17 protein-coding genes are annotated in these 18,968 nt (G+C 59.4%); 7 read left to right on the top strand and 10 right to left on the bottom strand.

Annotation, left to right across the window (positions count from 1 at the left end; all coding sequences use genetic code 11):
• Positions 1-226: 226 nt before the first annotated feature.
• On the top strand, positions 227-2,236 hold the full coding sequence (rep, locus tag AC1MDT_RS21235) for a DNA helicase Rep (protein WP_201115705.1): 2,010 nt from the start codon (positions 227-229) through the stop codon (positions 2,234-2,236).
• Between the two features lie 85 nt (positions 2,237-2,321).
• Positions 2,322-2,894: a xanthine phosphoribosyltransferase gene (locus AC1MDT_RS21240; protein ID WP_083349906.1), complete on the top strand. Its 573-nt coding sequence runs from the start codon at positions 2,322-2,324 to the stop codon at positions 2,892-2,894.
• A 120-nt stretch (positions 2,895-3,014) separates the two neighbouring features.
• On the opposite strand, the gene AC1MDT_RS21245 is transcribed toward AC1MDT_RS21240, so the two are convergent.
• The 6 genes from AC1MDT_RS21245 to dadA form a co-directional block, all read right to left on the bottom strand.
• Positions 3,015-4,937, bottom strand: coding sequence for an acetyl-CoA hydrolase/transferase C-terminal domain-containing protein (locus tag AC1MDT_RS21245; protein ID WP_480418814.1), 1,923 nt, complete (start codon positions 4,935-4,937; stop codon positions 3,015-3,017).
• Positions 4,938-5,170: 233 nt separating this feature from the next.
• On the bottom strand, positions 5,171-5,587 hold the full coding sequence (locus AC1MDT_RS21250; protein WP_480422839.1) for a c-type cytochrome: 417 nt from the start codon (positions 5,585-5,587) through the stop codon (positions 5,171-5,173).
• Positions 5,588-5,769: 182 nt separating this feature from the next.
• On the bottom strand, positions 5,770-6,318 hold the full coding sequence (locus tag AC1MDT_RS21255) for a cupin domain-containing protein (protein WP_414909946.1): 549 nt from the start codon (positions 6,316-6,318) through the stop codon (positions 5,770-5,772).
• 127 nt (positions 6,319-6,445) lie between these two features.
• Positions 6,446-7,519, bottom strand: coding sequence for an alanine racemase (gene alr / locus AC1MDT_RS21260; RefSeq protein ID WP_480418815.1), 1,074 nt, complete (start codon positions 7,517-7,519; stop codon positions 6,446-6,448).
• 139 nt (positions 7,520-7,658) lie between these two features.
• Positions 7,659-8,012 (bottom strand): RidA family protein, encoded by a 354-nt coding sequence (locus tag AC1MDT_RS21265; protein WP_480418816.1) that lies wholly within the window; start codon positions 8,010-8,012, stop codon positions 7,659-7,661.
• Positions 7,984-9,288, bottom strand: a complete 1,305-nt coding sequence (dadA, locus tag AC1MDT_RS21270; RefSeq protein ID WP_480418817.1) for a D-amino acid dehydrogenase — start codon at positions 9,286-9,288, stop codon at positions 7,984-7,986. The genes AC1MDT_RS21265 and dadA overlap by 29 nt, the downstream gene beginning before the upstream one ends.
• A 157-nt stretch (positions 9,289-9,445) precedes the next feature.
• Between dadA and AC1MDT_RS21275 the strand changes: the two genes are divergently transcribed.
• Positions 9,446-9,934, top strand: a complete 489-nt coding sequence (locus tag AC1MDT_RS21275; protein WP_003176896.1) for an Lrp/AsnC ligand binding domain-containing protein — start codon at positions 9,446-9,448, stop codon at positions 9,932-9,934.
• A gap of 111 nt (positions 9,935-10,045) precedes the next feature.
• On the opposite strand, the gene AC1MDT_RS21280 is transcribed toward AC1MDT_RS21275, so the two are convergent.
• The gene (locus tag AC1MDT_RS21280) at positions 10,046-10,399 is read right to left on the bottom strand and encodes a YkgJ family cysteine cluster protein (protein WP_480418818.1); all 354 of its coding nucleotides are present in this window, start codon (positions 10,397-10,399) and stop codon (positions 10,046-10,048) included.
• 147 nt (positions 10,400-10,546) lie between these two features.
• On the opposite strand from AC1MDT_RS21280, the gene AC1MDT_RS21285 reads away from it, so the two are divergent.
• Complete coding sequence (locus tag AC1MDT_RS21285) at positions 10,547-11,839, top strand: NAD(P)/FAD-dependent oxidoreductase (protein WP_480418819.1); 1,293 nt, start codon at positions 10,547-10,549, stop codon at positions 11,837-11,839.
• A 127-nt stretch (positions 11,840-11,966) separates the two neighbouring features.
• Here the strand turns inward: AC1MDT_RS21285 and AC1MDT_RS21290 are convergent, their stop codons facing one another.
• Entirely contained in the window at positions 11,967-12,212 is a 246-nt protein-coding gene (locus tag AC1MDT_RS21290; protein WP_480418820.1) for a DUF1127 domain-containing protein, read from the bottom strand.
• 178 nt (positions 12,213-12,390) lie between these two features.
• Between AC1MDT_RS21290 and AC1MDT_RS21295 the strand changes: the two genes are divergently transcribed.
• Both AC1MDT_RS21295 and AC1MDT_RS21300 read left to right on the top strand, forming a co-directional pair.
• Positions 12,391-13,824 (top strand): aminotransferase-like domain-containing protein, encoded by a 1,434-nt coding sequence (locus AC1MDT_RS21295; RefSeq protein WP_480418821.1) that lies wholly within the window; start codon positions 12,391-12,393, stop codon positions 13,822-13,824.
• Between the two features lie 60 nt (positions 13,825-13,884).
• Positions 13,885-15,453, top strand: coding sequence for a phospholipase D family protein (locus tag AC1MDT_RS21300; RefSeq protein ID WP_480418822.1), 1,569 nt, complete (start codon positions 13,885-13,887; stop codon positions 15,451-15,453).
• A gap of 76 nt (positions 15,454-15,529) precedes the next feature.
• Here AC1MDT_RS21300 and AC1MDT_RS21305 read toward each other — a convergent pair whose 3' ends face one another.
• Both AC1MDT_RS21305 and AC1MDT_RS21310 read right to left on the bottom strand, forming a co-directional pair.
• Complete coding sequence (locus AC1MDT_RS21305; protein WP_480418823.1) at positions 15,530-16,672, bottom strand: MFS transporter; 1,143 nt, start codon at positions 16,670-16,672, stop codon at positions 15,530-15,532.
• 166 nt (positions 16,673-16,838) lie between these two features.
• Positions 16,839-18,332, bottom strand: coding sequence for an aldehyde dehydrogenase (locus AC1MDT_RS21310; protein ID WP_201115694.1), 1,494 nt, complete (start codon positions 18,330-18,332; stop codon positions 16,839-16,841).
• A 237-nt stretch (positions 18,333-18,569) separates the two neighbouring features.
• Between AC1MDT_RS21310 and AC1MDT_RS21315 the strand changes: the two genes are divergently transcribed.
• Positions 18,570-18,932: a cupin domain-containing protein gene (locus tag AC1MDT_RS21315; RefSeq protein ID WP_480418824.1), complete on the top strand. Its 363-nt coding sequence runs from the start codon at positions 18,570-18,572 to the stop codon at positions 18,930-18,932.
• The last annotated feature ends 36 nt before the right edge of the window (positions 18,933-18,968 follow it).

Raw genomic sequence — 18,968 nt, forward strand, 5'->3', positions numbered from 1 at the left:
CATTATGCCGCGCCAGTAACCAATGACCAAATGACAGCAGTTATCAGACGTGGCCTTTGTATCTGGAATTACGAGCATTAGACGCAAATCCCTCGCGCATCCTGCGTGAAAGTATCAAAACCGGCAAATATAGATAGCGTATTGCGTCACAAGTCGGAGAGAGCAGCACAATTCGCTGAGCCTGTTAAAATGCCGGCCCATTTCGCAAACGACTCCCTGATTCCGTATGTCCCGACTCAATCCCCGGCAGCAAGAAGCCGTGAGCTACGTCGGCGGCCCTCTTTTGGTGCTCGCCGGCGCAGGCTCCGGCAAGACCAGCGTGATCACCCGCAAGATTGCGCACTTGATTCAGAACTGCGGTATTCGCGCCCAGTACATCGTCGCCATGACCTTTACCAACAAGGCTGCGCGCGAGATGAAGGAACGGGTCGGCACCCTGCTCAAGGGCGGTGAAGGCCGCGGCCTGACCGTGTGCACCTTCCACAACCTGGGCTTGAACATCATCCGCAAGGAACATGTTCGGCTGGGCTACAAACCGGGCTTCTCGATTTTCGACGAGGCCGACGTCAAAGCCCTGATGACCGACATCATGCAGAAGGAATACTCGGGCGACGACGGCGTCGACGAGATCAAGAACATGATCGGCTCGTGGAAAAACGACCTGATTCTGCCGCCCGAAGCCCTGGAAAACGCGCGCAACCCCAAAGAGCAGACTGCCGCCATCGTCTATACCCACTACCAGCGCACGCTCAAGGCGTTCAACGCGGTGGACTTCGACGACCTGATCCTGCTGCCGGTGAAGCTGTTCCAGGAACACGCCGATATCCTCGAAAAATGGCAGAACAAAGTCCGCTACCTGCTGGTGGACGAATACCAGGACACCAACGCCAGCCAGTATTTGCTGGTGAAGTTGCTGATCGGCACGCGCAACCAGTTCACCGTGGTGGGCGATGACGACCAGTCGATCTACGCATGGCGCGGGGCCCGCCCGGAAAACCTCATGTTGCTCAAGGACGACTATCCGTCCCTGAAAGTGGTCATGCTGGAGCAGAACTATCGCTCCACCAGCCGCATCCTGCGTTGCGCCAACGTGCTGATCTCGAACAACCCGCACGAATTCGAAAAGCAGCTGTGGAGCGAGATGGGCCACGGCGACGAAATCCGCGTGATCCGCTGCCGCAACGAAGACGCCGAAGCCGAGCGCGTGGCCGTGGAGCTGCTGACCCTGCACTTGCGCACGGATCGGCCGTACAGCGATTTCGCCATCCTGTATCGCGGTAACTACCAGGCCAAGCTGATCGAACTGAAGCTGCAACACCATCAGATTCCTTACCGACTTTCAGGCGGCAACAGCTTTTTCGGACGCCAGGAAGTGAAAGACCTGATGGCCTACTTCCGTCTGATCGTGAACCCGGACGATGACAACGCCTTCTTGCGGGTAATCAACGTCCCACGTCGGGAGATTGGCTCGACAACGCTGGAAAAGCTCGGCAACTACGCCACCGAACGCAAAATCTCGATGTACGCCGCCACCGACGAAATCGGTTTGGGCGAGCATCTGGATACGCGCTTCACCGATCGCCTGTCGCGTTTCAAGCGCTTCATGGACAAGGTGCGCGAGCAGTGCGCCGGCGAAGACCCGATCTCGGCCCTGCGCAGCATGGTCATGGACATCGACTACGAGAACTGGCTGCGCACCAACAGCTCCAGCGACAAGGCCGCCGACTACCGCATGGGTAACGTCTGGTTCCTGATCGAGGCGTTGAAAAACACCCTGGAGAAAGACGAAGAAGGCGAGATGACCGTCGAGGACGCCATTGGCAAACTCGTCTTGCGCGACATGCTGGAGCGTCAGCAGGAAGAGGAAGACGGCGCCGAAGGCGTGCAGATGATGACGCTGCATGCCTCCAAGGGCCTGGAATTCCCTTACGTGTTCATCATGGGTATGGAAGAGGAAATCCTTCCCCACCGCTCCAGTATCGAAGCTGACACCATCGAAGAAGAACGCCGCCTGGCCTACGTCGGGATTACCCGCGCGCGTCAGACACTGGCCTTCACCTTCGCGGCCAAACGTAAGCAATATGGCGAGATCATCGACTGCGCGCCAAGCCGCTTCCTCGATGAACTGCCGCCGGACGATCTGGCCTGGGAAGGCACCGACGACACGCCGGTTGAAGTCAAAGCGGTTCGCGGCAATACCGCGCTGGCGGATATACGCGCAATGTTAAAGCGCTAGAATTGATTACTTTTTAACCGGCTGATTTTTAAACCGACAGTATTTGAAAGCTTAGGCGCACAAGGCGCCCAAAGAGGAACGCTTCATGGAAGCACTGCACAAGAAAATTCGCGAAGAAGGCATCGTGCTTTCCGATCAGGTCCTGAAAGTCGACGCGTTTCTGAACCACCAGATCGACCCGGCCCTGATGAAGCTGATCGGCGACGAATTCGCCACGTTGTTCAAGGACTCGGGGATCACCAAGATCGTCACCATCGAGGCCTCGGGCATTGCCCCGGCGATCATGACCGGTCTGAACCTGGGTGTGCCGGTGATTTTTGCGCGCAAGCATCAGTCCCTGACCCTCACCGAAAACCTGCTGTCGGCGACCGTTTACTCGTTCACCAAGCAGACCGAAAGCACCGTGGCGATCTCCCCGCGCCACCTGACCAGCAGCGACCGCGTGCTGATCATTGATGACTTTTTGGCTAACGGTAAAGCGTCGCAGGCGCTGATCTCGATCATCAAACAGGCCGGCGCCACCGTGGCGGGTCTGGGTATCGTGATCGAGAAGTCGTTTCAGGGCGGCCGCGCGGAACTGGATGCGCAGGGTTATCGCGTTGAATCGCTGGCCCGTGTGCAATCACTGGCGGACGGCGTCGTGACCTTCATCGAATAACGCCACAGCGCATATCCCCCTGTAGGAGCGAGCTTGCTCGCGATGGTGTGTCAGCGACGTGGTGCCTGCTGACACACCATCGCGAGCAAGCTCGCTCCTACAGGTATTTTCGGTTGGCTGTTATATCGCGGTGGCTTTGAGGCCGGTGAGCAACAGGCGCTGAAACAAATCCTCTTTCAGCCCTTCAGGGTTGCTCAGCTGCATCCGCTCCAAATGTTCGGGAAATGATGAAGGCTCTGGCGCATCCAGCGCAGCCTTGCCCAACTCCAGAATCTCCGTGAGTTTGAACTTGCTCTTCAGCCAGTTCAGCGCCCGCAATACATCCCGCTCCACCCCGGTAAAATCACACCCCAATGGATACTCCGGAAACAGGTTCGGATGCCGCGCCTGGATGGCCTGCAAACGCTGTGGAGTGTTCTCGGTGAATCGTCGATCGAGGCGGAAATTCTTCGGCAGTTTGCCGACGCCTTGCGCCTGCGCGATCAATCCCGACTGGAACCGTGAATCGCTGATGTTGAGCAACGCCTCGATCACTGCCGCATCGGTCTTGCCCCGCAGGTCGGCGATACCGTACTCGGTGACCACAATGTCCCGCAGGTGTCGCGGAATCGTGCAATGACCGTATTCCCAAACGATGTTCGAACTGACCTCACCGCCCGATTCGCGCCAACTACGCAGGATCAGTACCGAACGCGCACCTTCCAGCGCATGCCCCTGTGCCACGAAGTTGTATTGCCCGCCGACGCCACTGAGCACGCGCCCGTCTTCGAGCTGATCCGCCACGCCCGCTCCGAGAAGGGTCATGGTGAACGCCGTGTTGACGAACCGCGCATCGAGGCGCTGCAAACGTTTGAGTTCTTCCTGGCCGTACAGCTCATTGATGTAGCTGATGCGGGTCATGTTGAATTCGAGCCGCTTGCTGTGCGGCAGCTCGCGCAGGCGTTGGTAAAAACAGCGCGGCCCGAGAAAGAAGCCGCCGTGGACGCAAATACCATCGGTTTGCGCGGCTTCGTCGAGGGTGCCGGCATTCGCCTGTTGCTGGGTCGCCACGTCAGGGTAGACCTTGCGCCGCACAATCCCGGCATCGACCAGCACCAGCAGACCGTTGACGAACATTTCGCTGCAGCCGTAAAGGCCCTTCACGAAAGGCTCGATCCCTCCTTCGCGATCGATCAACTGCGCCCATTGGCTGAGATTCAGATCCGCGAGCAATGCCTTATAACCCTCATTGTCAGCTTGTCGCGCCAGTAACGCAGCGGTCAGCGCATCGCCCATGGCGCCGATGCCAATCTGCAAGGTGCCGCCGTCGCGCACCAACGTGCTGGCGTGCAGGCCGATGAAGTGATCCTGGAACCCCACCGGCATGTTCGGCGTGGAGAACAGCGTGGTGCTGTCCTTCTCGTCGATCAGCAGGTCAAAGGCGTCGATGCCGACTTCCGCGTCACCGGGCATGTAGGGCAACGCGTTGTGCACCTGGCCCACCAGCAGGATCGTCTCGCCGGCCGCGCGGCGCTTGGCAATCATCGGGAACAGGTCGAGGGTGATATCCGGGTTGCAGCTCAGGCTCAGGCGATCGGGGTGTTCACCCTGGCTGGCCACCAGTTGCGCCACCAGGTTCAAACCGGCCGCGTTGATGTCTCGGGCCGCGTGGCTGTAGTTGCTGCTGACGTAATCCTGCTGAGCGGATGCGCTGTGTAGCAGGCTGCCTGGCTGCATGAAGAATTGCTGGACATGAATATTGGACGGCAGGTTGTCCTGGTGCAGGCCCGCGAGGAAATCCAGCTCCGGATAATCACCGAAAACCCGTTCGATGAAGGGTTCGAGAAAGCGTTTTTGCAAGCCGTCGCCCAACGAAGGTCGGCCGAGGCACAGGGCCGTGTAGATCGTCAGTTGGCGATTGGGCAATTGCGCAACGCGCTGATACAGCGCGTTGACGAAGTGGTTGGGTTTGCCCAGGCCCAGGGGCAGGCCCATATGAATATGCGTCGGCAACCGTGCCAAGACATCATCGACCGCCTGCTCAATAGAACACAGCTGCACCATCTGATCCTCCCTTACATTCCGTGAACTGGGGTTGGACCGAGCTTGCCGGGTCTTTGCTGCAATGAACAGCCCTGTAGGAGCGAGCTTGCTCGCGATGAATTCGAAGACGCCGCGTGTATCCAGCTAGTACGCGTTATCGTTGAAGTCCATCGCGAGCAAGCTCGCTCCTACAGGAGATCAGCGGGCACAAAAAAAGCCGCTCGGAAGCGGCTTTTTTGGCTGAAGAGAAAGGCTTACTTCAAGCCGGACATCTTCGAGATTGCGCCTTTCAACTCGGCATCCGAGCAGTCGGCACAGGTGCCTTTGGGCGGCATGGAGTTGATGCCGGTGATGGCTTTGGCCAGCAGGCCATCAATCCCGCCTTGCTCTTTGGCACGTTTGCCCCAGTCAGCCCCGTCACCGATTTTCGGCGATCCCAGCAGGCCGGTACCGTGGCAAGCGTTGCAATGTTTTGCAATTACTTCGTCAGGTGTCTTGGCACCACCACCGCCGCCTGCCGCAGCCGCGACGTCCATTCCCTTGCACTCTTGACCCTGAACGCAGACCTGGCCGACAGGCTCAAGGCGCTTGGCGATATCGTCGTTGGTCGCCGCTTGAGCGCTAACTGCCCAAAGGGCCAATACGGTTGCTGGTACGGCCAGCATTTTCATAATTAGGTTCACGCGTTCACCCTCAATGGTGGCTAGTCACGCCTACGGCCACGGTTCGCAGGCGGGCGCAAGTATAGCGGTAAGCCCGCCACACTGAAACAACCCCAAAGTCGAAGGGGTCTTGTTGTGCAACGGAAAAACCGCCCGGGTGCCTCGGCCATGCTGGCAGGGCGCCTCTTTGGTTAGAAGTTCGCCGGAGTCGCTGCGCTGATTAGTCGCGCCGGCGCATCGAACGGATTACGGAAACGATGCGGCTTGGTACTTTCAAAGTAGTAGCTATCGCCGGCTTCGAGCACAAAAGTTTCCAGCCCGACCACCAGCTCAAGTCGCCCTTCGAGCAGAATTCCGGTTTCCTCACCTTCATGGGTGAGCATCTCGTCACCGGTGTCGGCGCCGGGGGGATAGATTTCGTTGAGGAACGCGATGGCGCGGCTCGGGTGTCCCCGGCCGACCAGTTTCATGGTCACTGCACCATCGGAAATATCGATCAGCTCGTTGGCTTTGTAGACGATCTGAGTCGGCTTTTCCTCGAGGATTTCTTCGGAAAAGAACTCGACCATGGACATGGGAATCCCGCCCAACACCTTGCGCAGCGAACTGATCGAAGGGCTGACGCTGTTTTTCTCGATCATCGAAATGGTGCTGTTGGTGACACCCGCGCGCTTGGCGAGCTCACGCTGGGAAAGACCTTTGAGCTTACGGATCGATTGCAGTCGTTCACCGACGTCCAAGCTTGCGCCTCCAGGAATTCAGGTTGTTGGAATATTGAGCGTTATCATGGCGACAGCGTTCAGTATTTACAACACTTTGACCTGAATCCCGTTCGGTGAAACGACTTTCGATTCGGGCTGCCTGCACCTAGCTCCCGGAATAGAGCCGTGGCACCCGACGCAGGTTGCAGAAGATCTGATAAGGAATCGTGTCAGCGGCCGCGGCTACATCGCTGGCCAGGATGTTTTTGCCCCACAACTCGACGGTCGAACCGAGACCGGCTTGCGGTACATCGGTCAAATCAATACACAGCATATCCATCGACACCCGGCCAATTAACTGGCTGCGTTGCCCCGCGACCAGAACCGGGGTTCCGGTCGGTGCCTGACGCGGGTAGCCATCGGCATAACCCATGGCCACCACGCCAACGCGCATTGGCTTCTGGGTAATGAACCTGGCGCCGTAACCAATCGGCTCGCCGGCCGGCAGTTCACGCACACAAATGACTTTAGATTCCAGCGTCATCACCGGCTGCAGGCGCGAGGCCACGGCGTTGGCTTCTTCGAATGGGGTGGCGCCGTAGAGCATGATGCCCGGGCGAACCCAATCACTCGGAATCTGCGGCCAACCCATCACCGCCGGCGAGTTGCGCAGGCTGATTTCGGCCGACAAACCCTGACGTGCAGCTTCGAACACCGCGACCTGCTCGGCACTGGTTTGATTGTGCAGCTCATCGGCGCGGGCGAAATGACTCATCAGCACGATCTTCGCGACCTTGCCGCTGGCCAGAAGCCGTTGATAGGCCGCCTGGTAATCCTTCGGATGCAGACCGACCCGGTGCATGCCCGAATCGAGCTTGAGCCAGACCGTGATCGGCTTGCTCAGTGTGGCTTTTTCGATGGCCTCGAGTTGCCACAGCGAATGCACTACACACCAGAAATCATGTTCGACGATCAGCGAGAGCTCATCGGCTTCGAAAAAACCTTCCAGCAGCAATACCGGCGCCCGAATGCCCGCAGCGCGCAGTTCCAACGCTTCTTCGATGCAGGCCACCGCAAATCCGTCCGCCTCGGCTTCCAGCGCCTGGGCGCAACGCACCGCGCCATGACCGTAGGCATCAGCCTTGATCACCGCGAGGGCCTTGGCCCCCGTGACTTCACGGGCGATTTGGTAATTGTGACGCAGGGCTTGAAGGTCGATCAGGGCACGGGCAGGACGCATGGCGGCAGACTTCTGGTCGGTCATTGGGAATAAAAACCGGCGCTGGCTGACAGCGTTAACCGCCTTACGCACCGGGAGAGGGATCTTTCTGCACTACTTATTTCAGAGCAGTTATTTCAGAGCAGTTATTTCAAAGCAGTTATGGCAGAGCGGCTACAACCGACAGCTCGACCAGTATTTGCGGTTCGCACAGTTTCGATTCAACCGTCGCGCGGGCCGGGGCGACGCCTTTTGGCAGCCACTTGTCCCACACCGCGTTCATGCCTTCAAAGTGTGCGTCTATATCTTTCAGGTAGATGGTGACTGACAACAGATGGCTTTTGTCAGTCCCGGCCAGTTCAAGCAGACGCTCGATGTTAGCCAGGATTTCACGGGTCTGCTGTTCAATCCCGGCGCTCAGGTCATCGCCGACCTGCCCTGCCAGATACACCGTTCCATTGTGAGCGACGATCTGACTCATGCGCTCATTGGTGAGCTGGCGCTGGATTGCCATGTTTTGCGGACTCCTGGATTTTTTTGCCATAACGGGAAATATCGAGACCTTCAGCGCTGATCTGTGGCGTTCTCTTCGCCATCAGGTCAGCCAGCAAACGGCCGGAACCGCACGCCATGGTCCAGCCGAGCGTGCCGTGACCCGTGTTCAAGAACAGGTTACTGAACGGCGTGGCACCCACGATTGGCGTGCCGTCGGGGGTGGTCGGACGCAGACCGGTCCAGAAACTTGCCTGGGCCAGATCGCCGCCCTGAGGATAAAGGTCGTTGACGATCATCTCCAGGGTTTCGCGCCGACGCGGGTTCAGCGACAGGTCAAAACCGGCTATCTCAGCCATGCCACCGACGCGAATGCGGTTGTCGAAACGGGTGATCGCGACTTTGTAGGTCTCGTCGAGAATGGTCGACGTCGGCGCCATCGCCGGGTTGGTGATCGGCACGGTCAGGGAGTAACCCTTGAGCGGATACACCGGTGCCTTGATGCCCAGTGGCTTAAGCAACTGCGGCGAGTAGCTGCCCAGCGCCAGCACGTAGCGGTCGGCAGTTTCCAGTTTGCCGTCGATCCACACACCGTTGATGCGATCACCGGCGTAGTCGAGCTTCTGGATGTCTTGACCGAAACGGAATTCCACACCCAGTTTCACGGCCATTTCGGCCAGGCGAGTAGTGAAAATCTGGCAATCGCCAGTCTGGTCGTTCGGCAGGCGCAACGCACCGGCGAGAATGTCAGTGACGCTGGCCAACGCGGGTTCGACGCGGGCAATGCCGGCGCGGTCGAGCAATTCGAACGGCACGCCGGACTCTTTCAGAACGGCGATGTCTTTTGCGGCGCCGTCGAGCTGAGCCTGGGTGCGGAACAGTTGGGTCGTACCGAGGCTACGGCCTTCGTAGGCAATACCGGTTTCGGCGCGCAGTTCGTCGAGGCAGTCACGGCTGTACTCGGACAGGCGGACCATGCGCTCTTTGTTCACCGCGTAACGGCTGGCGGTGCAGTTGCGCAACATCTGCGCCATCCACAAGTATTGGTCGATGTCGGCAGTGGCCTTGATCGCCAAAGGCGCATGGCGTTGCAGCAACCACTTGATGGCCTTGAGCGGCACGCCAGGCGCGGCCCACGGCGAGGCATAACCCGGCGAGACCTGCCCGGCGTTGGCGAAACTGGTCTCCATGGCAGCGGCCGGCTGACGGTCCACGACCACCACTTCAAATCCGGCGCGTGCCAGATAATAAGCACTGGCGGTACCGATGACGCCGCTACCCAAGACCATAACGCGCATTTTCATATCCCTCATCGCGGCTTACCGCTGACGTTGTTTGTTCAAAGCATTAGATGTGCGCAGTGTAAAAAAGATTAGGCAGTGCTTTTCACTATATAAGTGCCTATATTTGGCGAGAATTCTCGGCAAAAACGCTTTTCACGGAGGCGCATCCCCTATGCGTACCAACACTCAAACCAAACGTGAGCTGGACAAGATCGACCGCAATATCTTGCGGATCCTGCAAACAGACGGGCGCATCTCCTTCACCGAGTTGGGGGAAAAGGTGGGGCTCTCGACCACGCCCTGTACCGAGCGGGTCCGGCGCCTGGAGCGCGAAGGGATCATCATGGGCTACAACGCCCGACTCAATCCGCAGCACCTCAAGGGCAGTCTCCTGGTGTTCGTCGAGATCAGCCTCGACTACAAATCCGGCGATACGTTCGAAGAGTTCCGGCGCGCAGTGCTAAAACTGCCCCACGTGCTGGAATGCCACTTGGTATCAGGGGATTTCGACTATCTGGTGAAGGCGCGGATTTCCGAGATGGCCTCGTACCGCAAGCTGCTGGGCGACATCCTGCTCAAGCTGCCGCATGTGCGCGAATCCAAGAGCTATATCGTGATGGAAGAGGTGAAAGAGAGCTTGAACCTGCCGATTCCGGATTGAGGGTTTATCTCGCCTTTTCGGCCGCCTTCGCGAGCAGGCTCGCTCCCACAGGTACAGTGGTGTCCTTGTGGGAGCGAGCCTGCTCGCGAAGGTAGGCGACTCGGTGGCCCCTTAGACGAGCACCTGCCGCGTCGAAGCCATGTATTCGTGGATCTGCTTTTCGACCCGTGGATGAATCAGTTCCACCGGCCCTCGCCCGTTGGGGCATGGCAAGGTCTTGGTGGTGCCAAACAATCGGCAGATCAGTGGACGCTCGTCATACACGGTGCAGCCATTGGGACCAAGGTGGACGCAATTGAGCTCATCCAACGCCGCATCCTGCTCGGCGCGTGTCTTGCGTGGCAGGCGGGACATTTCTTCCGGCGAAGTGGTCACCGGCCCACAGCAGTCATGGCAGCCGGGCACGCATTCGAACGAGGGTATCTGCTGGCGAAGCGTGCGAATTTTCTGACTGTTGCAACTCATCGAAGCGGTGCCGAAAGCGGAATAGAGCGGGATTCTGCCGCAAAAAACCCGATCCAGACAGCACCAACCGACCAGTGTTGCCCGCGTTCGAGGGTCCGGCTTATGCTCCGTCAAATTTTCTAGACACAGAGAATCAGGATGATGCGCATGAATGCCCGTGCCCAGCACATTGCCTCCTACTACGCCGCCAGCAGCCTGCCGCAGCCTGATCATCCGGCGCTCGCGGGCGAGTTGGTCGCGGATGTGTGCGTGGTAGGCGGTGGATTCTCCGGGTTGAACACGGCGCTCGAACTGGCTGAGCGCGGCCTCAGCGTGGTGCTGCTCGAAGCCCGCAAAATCGGTTGGGGCGCGAGCGGCCGCAATGGTGGGCAACTGATTCGCGGCATTGGCCATGGACTCGATCAATTCGCCAACGTCATCGGTGCGCAAGGTGTGCGTCAGATGAAACTCATGGGGCTCGAAGCGGTAGAAATCGTCCGACAGCGAGTCGAGCGTTTTCAGATCCCTTGCGACCTGACCTGGGGCTACTGCGACCTCGCCAACAAGCCTCGTGATCTCGAAGGCTTCGCCGAAGACGCCGAAGAACTGCGCAGCCTCGGTTACCGTTATGAAACCCGCTTACTGCAAGCCCACGAAATGCACAGCGTGGTGGGTTCCGACCGATACGTCGGTGGCCTGATCGACAGGGGTTCGGGGCATCTGCACCCCTTGAACCTGGCCCTTGGCGAAGCTGCTGCCGCACAACAATTGGGCGCCAGGCTGTTCGAACAATCGGCGGTCACCCGTATCCAGTACGGCCCCGAAATCAAGGTTCATACCGCTCAAGGCTTGGTCCGCGCCAAGACGTTGGTGCTGGGCTGCAATGCCTACCTCAACGGGCTCAATCCCGAACTCAGCGGCAAAGTGCTGCCCGCCGGCAGCTACATCATCGCCACCGAACCCTTGAGCGAAGCACAGGCGCACGCCTTGCTGCCGCAAAACATGGCCGTCTGCGATCAGCGAGTGGCACTGGATTACTATCGGCTCTCGGTGGACAGACGCTTGCTGTTCGGCGGTGCCTGCCATTATTCAGGCCGCGACCCACAGGACATCGCGGCCTATATGCGGCCGAAGATGCTGGAGGTTTTCCCGCAACTGGCCGAGGTGAAAATCGACTATCAATGGGGCGGCATGATTGGCATCGGCGCAAATCGCCTGCCGCAGATCGGTCGGCTCAAAGACCAGCCGAATGTGTATTACGCCCAGGCTTATTCGGGTCATGGGGTAAATGCCACGCACCTGGCGGGCAAGCTGTTGGCTGAAGCGATCAGCGGGCAGCAGAGTGGTGGGTTCGATTTGTTTGCCAAAGTGCCGCACATCACTTTTCCGGGAGGAAAGCATTTGCGCTCGCCGTTGTTGGCATTGGGAATGTTGTGGCATCGGCTTAAAGAGTTGGTCTGAGACACTGTCTGTGTTGCTGCAGGCCTCATCGCGAGCAAGCTCGCTCCCACAGGGGTTTTGTGAACAACACAGATCACCTGTGGGAGCGAGCTTGCTCGCGATGAGGCCGGCAGAAACACCGTAGATTTCAGATCCGCCAAAATGCTTTTAACCCCTCCTCCCGCGCCTGCTCACGGCTCAATCCGACATCCTTGAGCTGCTGGGGTGTCAGTTCCAGCAACGCCTTGCGCGTGTGCAGGCGATGCCAGAACAGCCCCCAACGACCCAGGCAGGACGGTGCGTTGCGCATGACTGCCTCACGCGCGCCGTTGATTTGCCCTGCCGCCAGCTCCTGACTGTGTAAGGTCAGCCGCACATCGCTCAAGCCGCTCATTTCTATCGCTCCTGTTTACTTGGGTAGCCAGCGCTTTCATGATGCGGGGACGGCAAAAAGCATTACAGATTCAAAACATTTGTATTAACTCCATACAGATTTGCCATTTTGAGCTCTGAATTATAAATTTTTATCTGATCTGTACTGCTTAAGTGAATAACCCTACCGAGACTGCGCCATGACCCTGTACGTCAATCTCGCCGAATTGCTCGGCACGCGTATCGAACAGGGCTTCTATCGCCCCGGTGACCGGCTGCCATCGGTGCGGGCCTTGAGTGTCGAACACGGGGTCAGCCTGAGCACGGTGCAGCAGGCCTATCGCATGCTGGAAGACAGCGGACTGGCGATGCCGAAACCAAAATCCGGGTATTTCGTACCGGTGAGTCGAGCGCTGCCCGAGCTGCCAGCCATTGGCCGGCCGGCGCAGCGCCCGGTGGATATTTCCCAGTGGGACCAAGTGCTGGAGTTGATCCGCGCGGTGCCGCGCAAGGATGTGGTGCAATTGGGTCGCGGCATGCCGGACATCACTACGCCGACGATGAAACCACTGCTGCGCGGCCTGGCGCGCATCAGCCGCCGGCAGGACATGCCCGGACTGTATTACGACAACATCCACGGCACCCTGGAACTGCGCGAACAGATCGCCCGCCTGATGCTCGATTCCGGCTGCCAGTTGACCGCCGGCGAGCTGGTGGTCACCACCGGTTGCCACGAAGCACTGTCCACCAGCATTCGGGCGATTTGCGAACCGGGAGACATCGTCGCGGTAGATTCGCCAAGCTTTCACGGCGCCATGCAGACCCTCAAGGGCCTGGGCATGAAAGCCCTCGAGATTCCCACCGACCCGCTCACCGGGATCAGCCTCGATGCCCTGGAACTGGCATTGGAGCAATGGCCGATCAAAGCCATACAGTTGACCCCCAACTGCAACAACCCGCTGGGCTACATCATGCCGGAGGCGCGTAAACGTGCCTTGTTGACGCTTGCCCAGCGCTTCGACGTGGCGATTATCGAGGACGATGTGTATGGCGAACTCGCCTACACCTATCCGCGCCCACGTACGATCAAATCCTTCGACGAAGACGGCCGCGTCCTGCTCTGCAGTTCATTCTCCAAGACCCTCGCACCGGGATTGCGGATCGGCTGGGTTGCGCCGGGCCGGTATCTGGAACGGGTGCTGCACATGAAATACATCAGCACCGGCTCTACGGCACCGCAACCGCAGATCGCGATTGCGGAATTCCTCAAGGCTGGGCACTTCGAACCGCATTTGCGGCGAATGCGCAGCCAATACCAACGCAATCGCGACATGATGATCGATTGGGTCAGCCGGTATTTCCCGACCGGCACCCGCGCCAGTCGCCCGCAAGGCAGCTTCATGCTCTGGGTCGAACTGCCGGAAGGCTTCGACACCCTGAAACTGAATCGCGCCTTGCACGATCAGGGCGTACAGATTGCCGTGGGCAGCATCTTTTCCGCCTCGGGCAAGTACCGCAATTGCCTGCGCATGAACTACGCTGCCAAACCAACACCACTGATTGAGGAAGCGGTGCGCAAGGTCGGCGCCGCAGCAATCAAGTTGCTGGCAGAAACTGACAGCATCAGCGACTGACCTTTATCAGGAAACCAGCGTCCATATGCCAACATCTGCCGTCAATCGGAACGATCCCTCGTGAGAGTCAGACAGCCCCTGCTCGCTTTACTGTTACTCACCTCGTTCCTTGCCGGCTGCGCCAGCCTCCACGTTGAGCGCGAACCCAGCCAGGCGCTGCCCGCCAGCGACTCAGTGTTTGGCCGGTCAATCCAGTCCCAGGCCGCATCCCACCAAGGGCAATCCGGCTTTCGACTGCTGCCCAACAGTACCGACGCCTTTACGGCCCGCGCCGAGCTGATCCGCAATGCCCAAAGCAGTCTCGATTTGCAGTACTACGTCGTCCACGACGGCATCAGCACTCGGATGCTGGTGGACGAACTGTTCAAAGCTGCCGATCGTGGCGTGCGCGTACGAATCCTCCTCGATGACACCAGCAGCGACGGTCTGGACTGGGTCATCGCCACCCTGGCGGTACATCCGCAGATCCAGATCCGGCTGTTCAATCCGCTGCACCTGGGCCGCAGCACCGGTGTAACGCGAACCATGGGCCGCTTGTTCAACCTGTCGCAGCAACACCGGCGCATGCACAACAAGCTGTGGCTGGCGGACAACAGCGTGGCCATTGTCGGCGGACGCAACCTGGGGGATGAGTATTTCGATGCCGAGCCCAACCTGAATTTCACTGACATCGACATGCTCAGCGTCGGCCCGGTTGCCGAGCAATTGGGGCACAGTTTCGACCAGTACTGGAACAGTGCACTGAGCAAGCCGATCAATGAGTTTCTCACGAACAAACCGACCGCCAAGGACTTCGACAATACCCGGACCCGACTAGAGGCATCCCTGGACGAAACGCGCAAACAGAATCACGCGCTCTATCAGCACCTGACGACCTACGCCAGGCACCCGCGCCTGGACATCTGGCGCAGGGAGCTTAGCTGGGCCCGAAGCCAGGTGTTGTGGGATGCGCCGAGCAAGGTGCTGGCCAACGGCGAACCCGACCCGCAGTTGCTGCTGACCACGCAGCTGGCGCCCGAGCTCAACGGGGTCAGCAAAGAGCTGATCTTGATCTCGGCGTACTTCGTCCCCGGCCCGCCGGGGCTGGTGTACCTGACCGGACGTGCCGATGCACGCGTCTCGGTGAAGCTGCTGACCAACTCACTGGAGGCCACTGATGTGCCGGCGGTGCATGGTGGTTACGCGCCGTACCGCAAGGCGCTGCTGGAGCATGGCGTGCAATTGTTCGAATTGCGTCGGCAGCCCGGCGAAGGCGGGGGCAGCGGACCGCATTTTCTTGGCAGCAAATCCTCGCCGAGTTCCGATTCCAGCCTGCACAGCAAGGCAATGATCTTCGACCAGCAGAAGTCCTTTATCGGCTCGTTTAACTTCGACCGGCGCTCAGTGCTGTGGAACACCGAAGTCGGCGTGCTGGTGGACAGCCCGGAACTCGCGACCCGCGTCCGCGAACTGGCACTGCAGGGCATGGCGCCGCCTTTGAGTTATCAGGTGAAACTGGAACAAGGCAAGATCGTCTGGGTCACCGAAGATGATGGCAAGTTGCACACCCTGACCAAGGAGCCGGGTAGCTGGTGGCGGCGCTTCAACGCCTGGATGAGCACCACCGTTGGCCTGGAGCGGATGTTGTAGGCGCATAACTCGCGTCCGGCGCCATAGCGCGATCCGTAGCAGCTGCCGAACGCAGGCTTCGCCAGCAGCTACAAAATCATGCCGGCTGCGCTGTGCCAAATGCACCCTGGCGCGACACCAGAATCACCAATCCAAACGCACCGGCCGCCATCAGCAATGGCAATGCATGCCCACTGATCCACTGGCTGCCGGCACCGGCCGCCAGTGGCCCGACCAGACAACCAATTCCCCACAACTGCGCGATGTGAGCATTGGCCCGCACCAGCGCATCGTCGCGGTATCGCTCGCCGATCAGGATCAGTGACAAGGTGAACAGCCCCCCGGCGCTGGCGCCGAACAACACCCACAACGGCCAGATCAACAACGTGTCGATCAGCAACGGAATCGCCAGGCTCGACAGCAGCAAAACCACTGCACACCCGGTGAACAGCGTGCGTCGCGACAAGCGATCAGCCAACGCCCCTATCGGCAATTGCAGCAAGGCATCGCCGACCACCACCGTGCTGACCATCGCCAGGGCGATCTCCGCCGTGAAGCCCTGACGCAAGCAATACACCGGCAGCAAGGTCAGGATCATCGCTTCAAACGCCGCAAACAGCGAAACCGCCCATGCAATCGCCGGCAGGCCTCGGCAGAAACCCAGCAAGTCACCGAAGGTCACGCTGCTGGCTTCGCTGCTGGGCGCGCCACTACGGCCCAGCAACAGCAACGGCGCCGCCACCAGCAAACCGACGCCGACCCAGAAACCGTAATCCTGCTCGGTGCCCAAGGCCCCCAACAACAATGGCCCGCCCAACTGACTCAATGCGTAGGTGCTGCCATACAGCGCCACCAGCCGCCCACGCCATTGCTCGACCACCAGTTGATTGATCCAGCTTTCACCGAGGATGAAGACCAGGGTCAGCGCCACCCCGATCATCAACCGCAGCAGCAGCCAGATCGGATAACTGGGTAATAGCGCCAGCAAACCGATGGACAATGCCCCGGCCCACAGGCACAGGCGCATCAGATTGGCCGCGCCGAGACGCGCCGCCAGGTGGCTGGAGATTTTCGCGCCCAGCAAGACGCCAATCGCAGGCATCGCCGCCATCACGCCGATCGCGAATGAGCCGTAACCCCAACTTTCCAGGCGAAACGACACCAGCGGCATGCTGACACCCAAGGCCAGGCCGACACTCAGGACCGACGCCAACACGGCGAAATAAGTCGCCCAACGCATGTTCCACGCTCCTGTGGATATTATTTTTCACAGACGACACAAAACAAATGTGGGAGCGAGCCTGCTCGCGAAGAGGCCAGCACATTCAACATCAATGTTGACTGTTACACCGTCTTCGCGAGCAGGCTCACTCCCACAAGGGATCTGCGTCGTTAAGAAAACCGACTTACAATTTGATCCAGGTCGCCTTCAGCTCGGTGTACTTGTCGAACGCATGCAGCGATTTATCGCGACCGTTGCCCGACTGCTTGAAGCCACCAAACGGTGCGGTCATGTCGCCGCCATCGTACTGGTTGACCCACACGCTACCGGCACGCAGCGCCCTGGCGGTCAGGTGAGCCTTCGAGATGTCCTTGGTCCACACTGCCGCAGCCAGGCCGTAAGGCGTGTCGTTGGCAATCGCAATGGCTTCTTCGGCGGTATCGAACGCAATCACCGACAGTACCGGCCCAAAGATCTCTTCCTGAGCGATTTTCATCGCGTTGCTTACACCGTCGAAAATCGTCGGCTCAACATAAGTGCCACCGGTTTCCTGAAGAATACGCTTGCCGCCAGCCACCAGTTTGGCGCCGTCGGTGTGACCGGATTCGATGTAAGACAGCACGGTGTTCATCTGCTGGGTATCCACCAGCGCGCCGACTGTGGTTGCCGGGTCCAGCGGGTTGCCCGGCTTCCAGGTTTTCAGCGCTTCGATCACCAGTGGCAGGAAGGTGTCCTTGATCGAACGCTCGACCAGCAGACGCGAGCCAGCGGTGCAGACTTCACCCTGGTTGAAGGCAATGGCACCGGCAGCTGCTTCAGCGGCCGCTTGCAGGTCCGGGGCATCGGCGAACACGATGTTCGGGCTCTTGCCGCCGGCTTCGAGCCAGACGCGTTTCATGTTCGATTCGCCGGAGTAAATCAGCAGTTGCTTGGCGATCTTGGTCGAACCGGTGAACACCAGGGTGTCCACGTCGTTGTGCAGGGCCAGGGCTTTGCCGACGGTGTGGCCGTAGCCAGGCAGCACGTTCAGCACGCCTTTGGGGATGCCGGCTTCAACGGCCAGCGCAGCGATCCGGATGGCGGTCAGCGGGGATTTTTCGGACGGTTTGAGGATCACCGAGTTGCCGGTGGACAGCGCCGGACCGAGTTTCCAGCAGGCCATCATCAGCGGGAAGTTCCACGGCACGATGGCGCCGACGACGCCGACCGGCTCACGAGTCACCAGACCCAGTTGGTCGTGCGGGGTCGCTGCCACTTCGTCATAGATCTTGTCGATAGCTTCACCGCTCCAGCTCAGGGCTTGCGCCGCGCCTGGAACGTCGATGTACAAGGAATCGCTGATCGGCTTGCCCATGTCCAGGGTTTCAAGCAGGGCCAGCTCTTCGGCGTGCTGTTTCAGCAGGCCGGCAAAACGAATCATGGTGGCTTTGCGCTTGGTTGGCGCCAGGCGGGACCAGACACCGGAATTGAAGGTGGCGCGAGCGTTTTCAACGGCACGCTGGGCGTCGGCGGCGTCACAGCTGGCAATCTTGCCCAGCAGACGACCATCGACCGGGCTGATGCACTCGAAGGTCTCACTGGAGACGGCATCAGTGTATTCACCATTGATGTAGGCGCGGCCTTCGATCTTCAAATCGCGAGCCCGTTGTTCCCAATCGGCACGAGTCAGGGTGGTCATACGAGAGTCCTCCTCTTATTGAATACGAGCGCCCCGCGGTCTTCGCGGGCGGTCTCAGGAATTCTGCCCGGACAGCCTGCTTTTCGGCCCAAGGCAACTGCCACCCTAAACCAGTGGCCGGGGTTGTATCAATATATTTGACACAAAGTCGGCAAACGGCCTTGCAGTGTTCATTTTAATAAACATAGACTTTGAGTCTTTCCAGCCATCGCGCCGCAATCACGGGGAATTACAACAATGAATATCGAGGATGTCGTCGATTTCAGCCAAGCCGCCACCCAGCCGGATCGCTATCGGCCGGACCCGGCGAAAGTCCTCAAGGGCGACCCTGAACAAGCGGTGTACAACCACTACAACAGCCCTTGCGGCCAGTTGAATGCAGGCGTTTGGGAAGGCGAAGTCGGCCAGTGGCTGGTGAACTTCACCGAACACGAGTACTGCGAAATCGTTCAGGGCGTCTCAGTGCTGCGCGACAATGACGGCAATAGCAAAACCGTGCGCGCGGGCGATCGCTTTGTGATCCCGGCCGGGTTCCGGGGCACTTGGGAAGTGCTGGAAACGTGCCGCAAGATCTACGTGGCGTTTGAACAGAAGGCCTGAAGATTTATGCTGCCCCGGCCGGCCTCATCGCGAGCA

Source organism: Pseudomonas sp. ASL7 (genome assembly GCF_056680375.1).

Coding starts and splice junctions, on each gene's coding strand:
- rep (WP_201115705.1), top strand. CDS start 227: ATGTCCCGACTCAATCCCCGGCAGCAAGAAGCCGTGAGCTACGTCGGC.
- AC1MDT_RS21240 (WP_083349906.1), top strand. CDS start 2,322: ATGGAAGCACTGCACAAGAAAATTCGCGAAGAAGGCATCGTGCTTTCC.
- AC1MDT_RS21245 (WP_480418814.1), bottom strand. CDS start 4,937: ATGGTGCAGCTGTGTTCTATTGAGCAGGCGGTCGATGATGTCTTGGCA.
- AC1MDT_RS21250 (WP_480422839.1), bottom strand. CDS start 5,587: ATGAAAATGCTGGCCGTACCAGCAACCGTATTGGCCCTTTGGGCAGTT.
- alr (WP_480418815.1), bottom strand. CDS start 7,519: ATGCGTCCTGCCCGTGCCCTGATCGACCTTCAAGCCCTGCGTCACAAT.
- AC1MDT_RS21265 (WP_480418816.1), bottom strand. CDS start 8,012: ATGGCAATCCAGCGCCAGCTCACCAATGAGCGCATGAGTCAGATCGTC.
- dadA (WP_480418817.1), bottom strand. CDS start 9,288: ATGCGCGTTATGGTCTTGGGTAGCGGCGTCATCGGTACCGCCAGTGCT.
- AC1MDT_RS21275 (WP_003176896.1), top strand. CDS start 9,446: ATGCGTACCAACACTCAAACCAAACGTGAGCTGGACAAGATCGACCGC.
- AC1MDT_RS21280 (WP_480418818.1), bottom strand. CDS start 10,399: ATGAGTTGCAACAGTCAGAAAATTCGCACGCTTCGCCAGCAGATACCC.
- AC1MDT_RS21285 (WP_480418819.1), top strand. CDS start 10,547: ATGAATGCCCGTGCCCAGCACATTGCCTCCTACTACGCCGCCAGCAGC.
- AC1MDT_RS21290 (WP_480418820.1), bottom strand. CDS start 12,212: ATGAGCGGCTTGAGCGATGTGCGGCTGACCTTACACAGTCAGGAGCTG.
- AC1MDT_RS21295 (WP_480418821.1), top strand. CDS start 12,391: ATGACCCTGTACGTCAATCTCGCCGAATTGCTCGGCACGCGTATCGAA.
- AC1MDT_RS21305 (WP_480418823.1), bottom strand. CDS start 16,672: ATGCGTTGGGCGACTTATTTCGCCGTGTTGGCGTCGGTCCTGAGTGTC.
- AC1MDT_RS21310 (WP_201115694.1), bottom strand. CDS start 18,332: ATGACCACCCTGACTCGTGCCGATTGGGAACAACGGGCTCGCGATTTG.
- AC1MDT_RS21315 (WP_480418824.1), top strand. CDS start 18,570: ATGAATATCGAGGATGTCGTCGATTTCAGCCAAGCCGCCACCCAGCCG.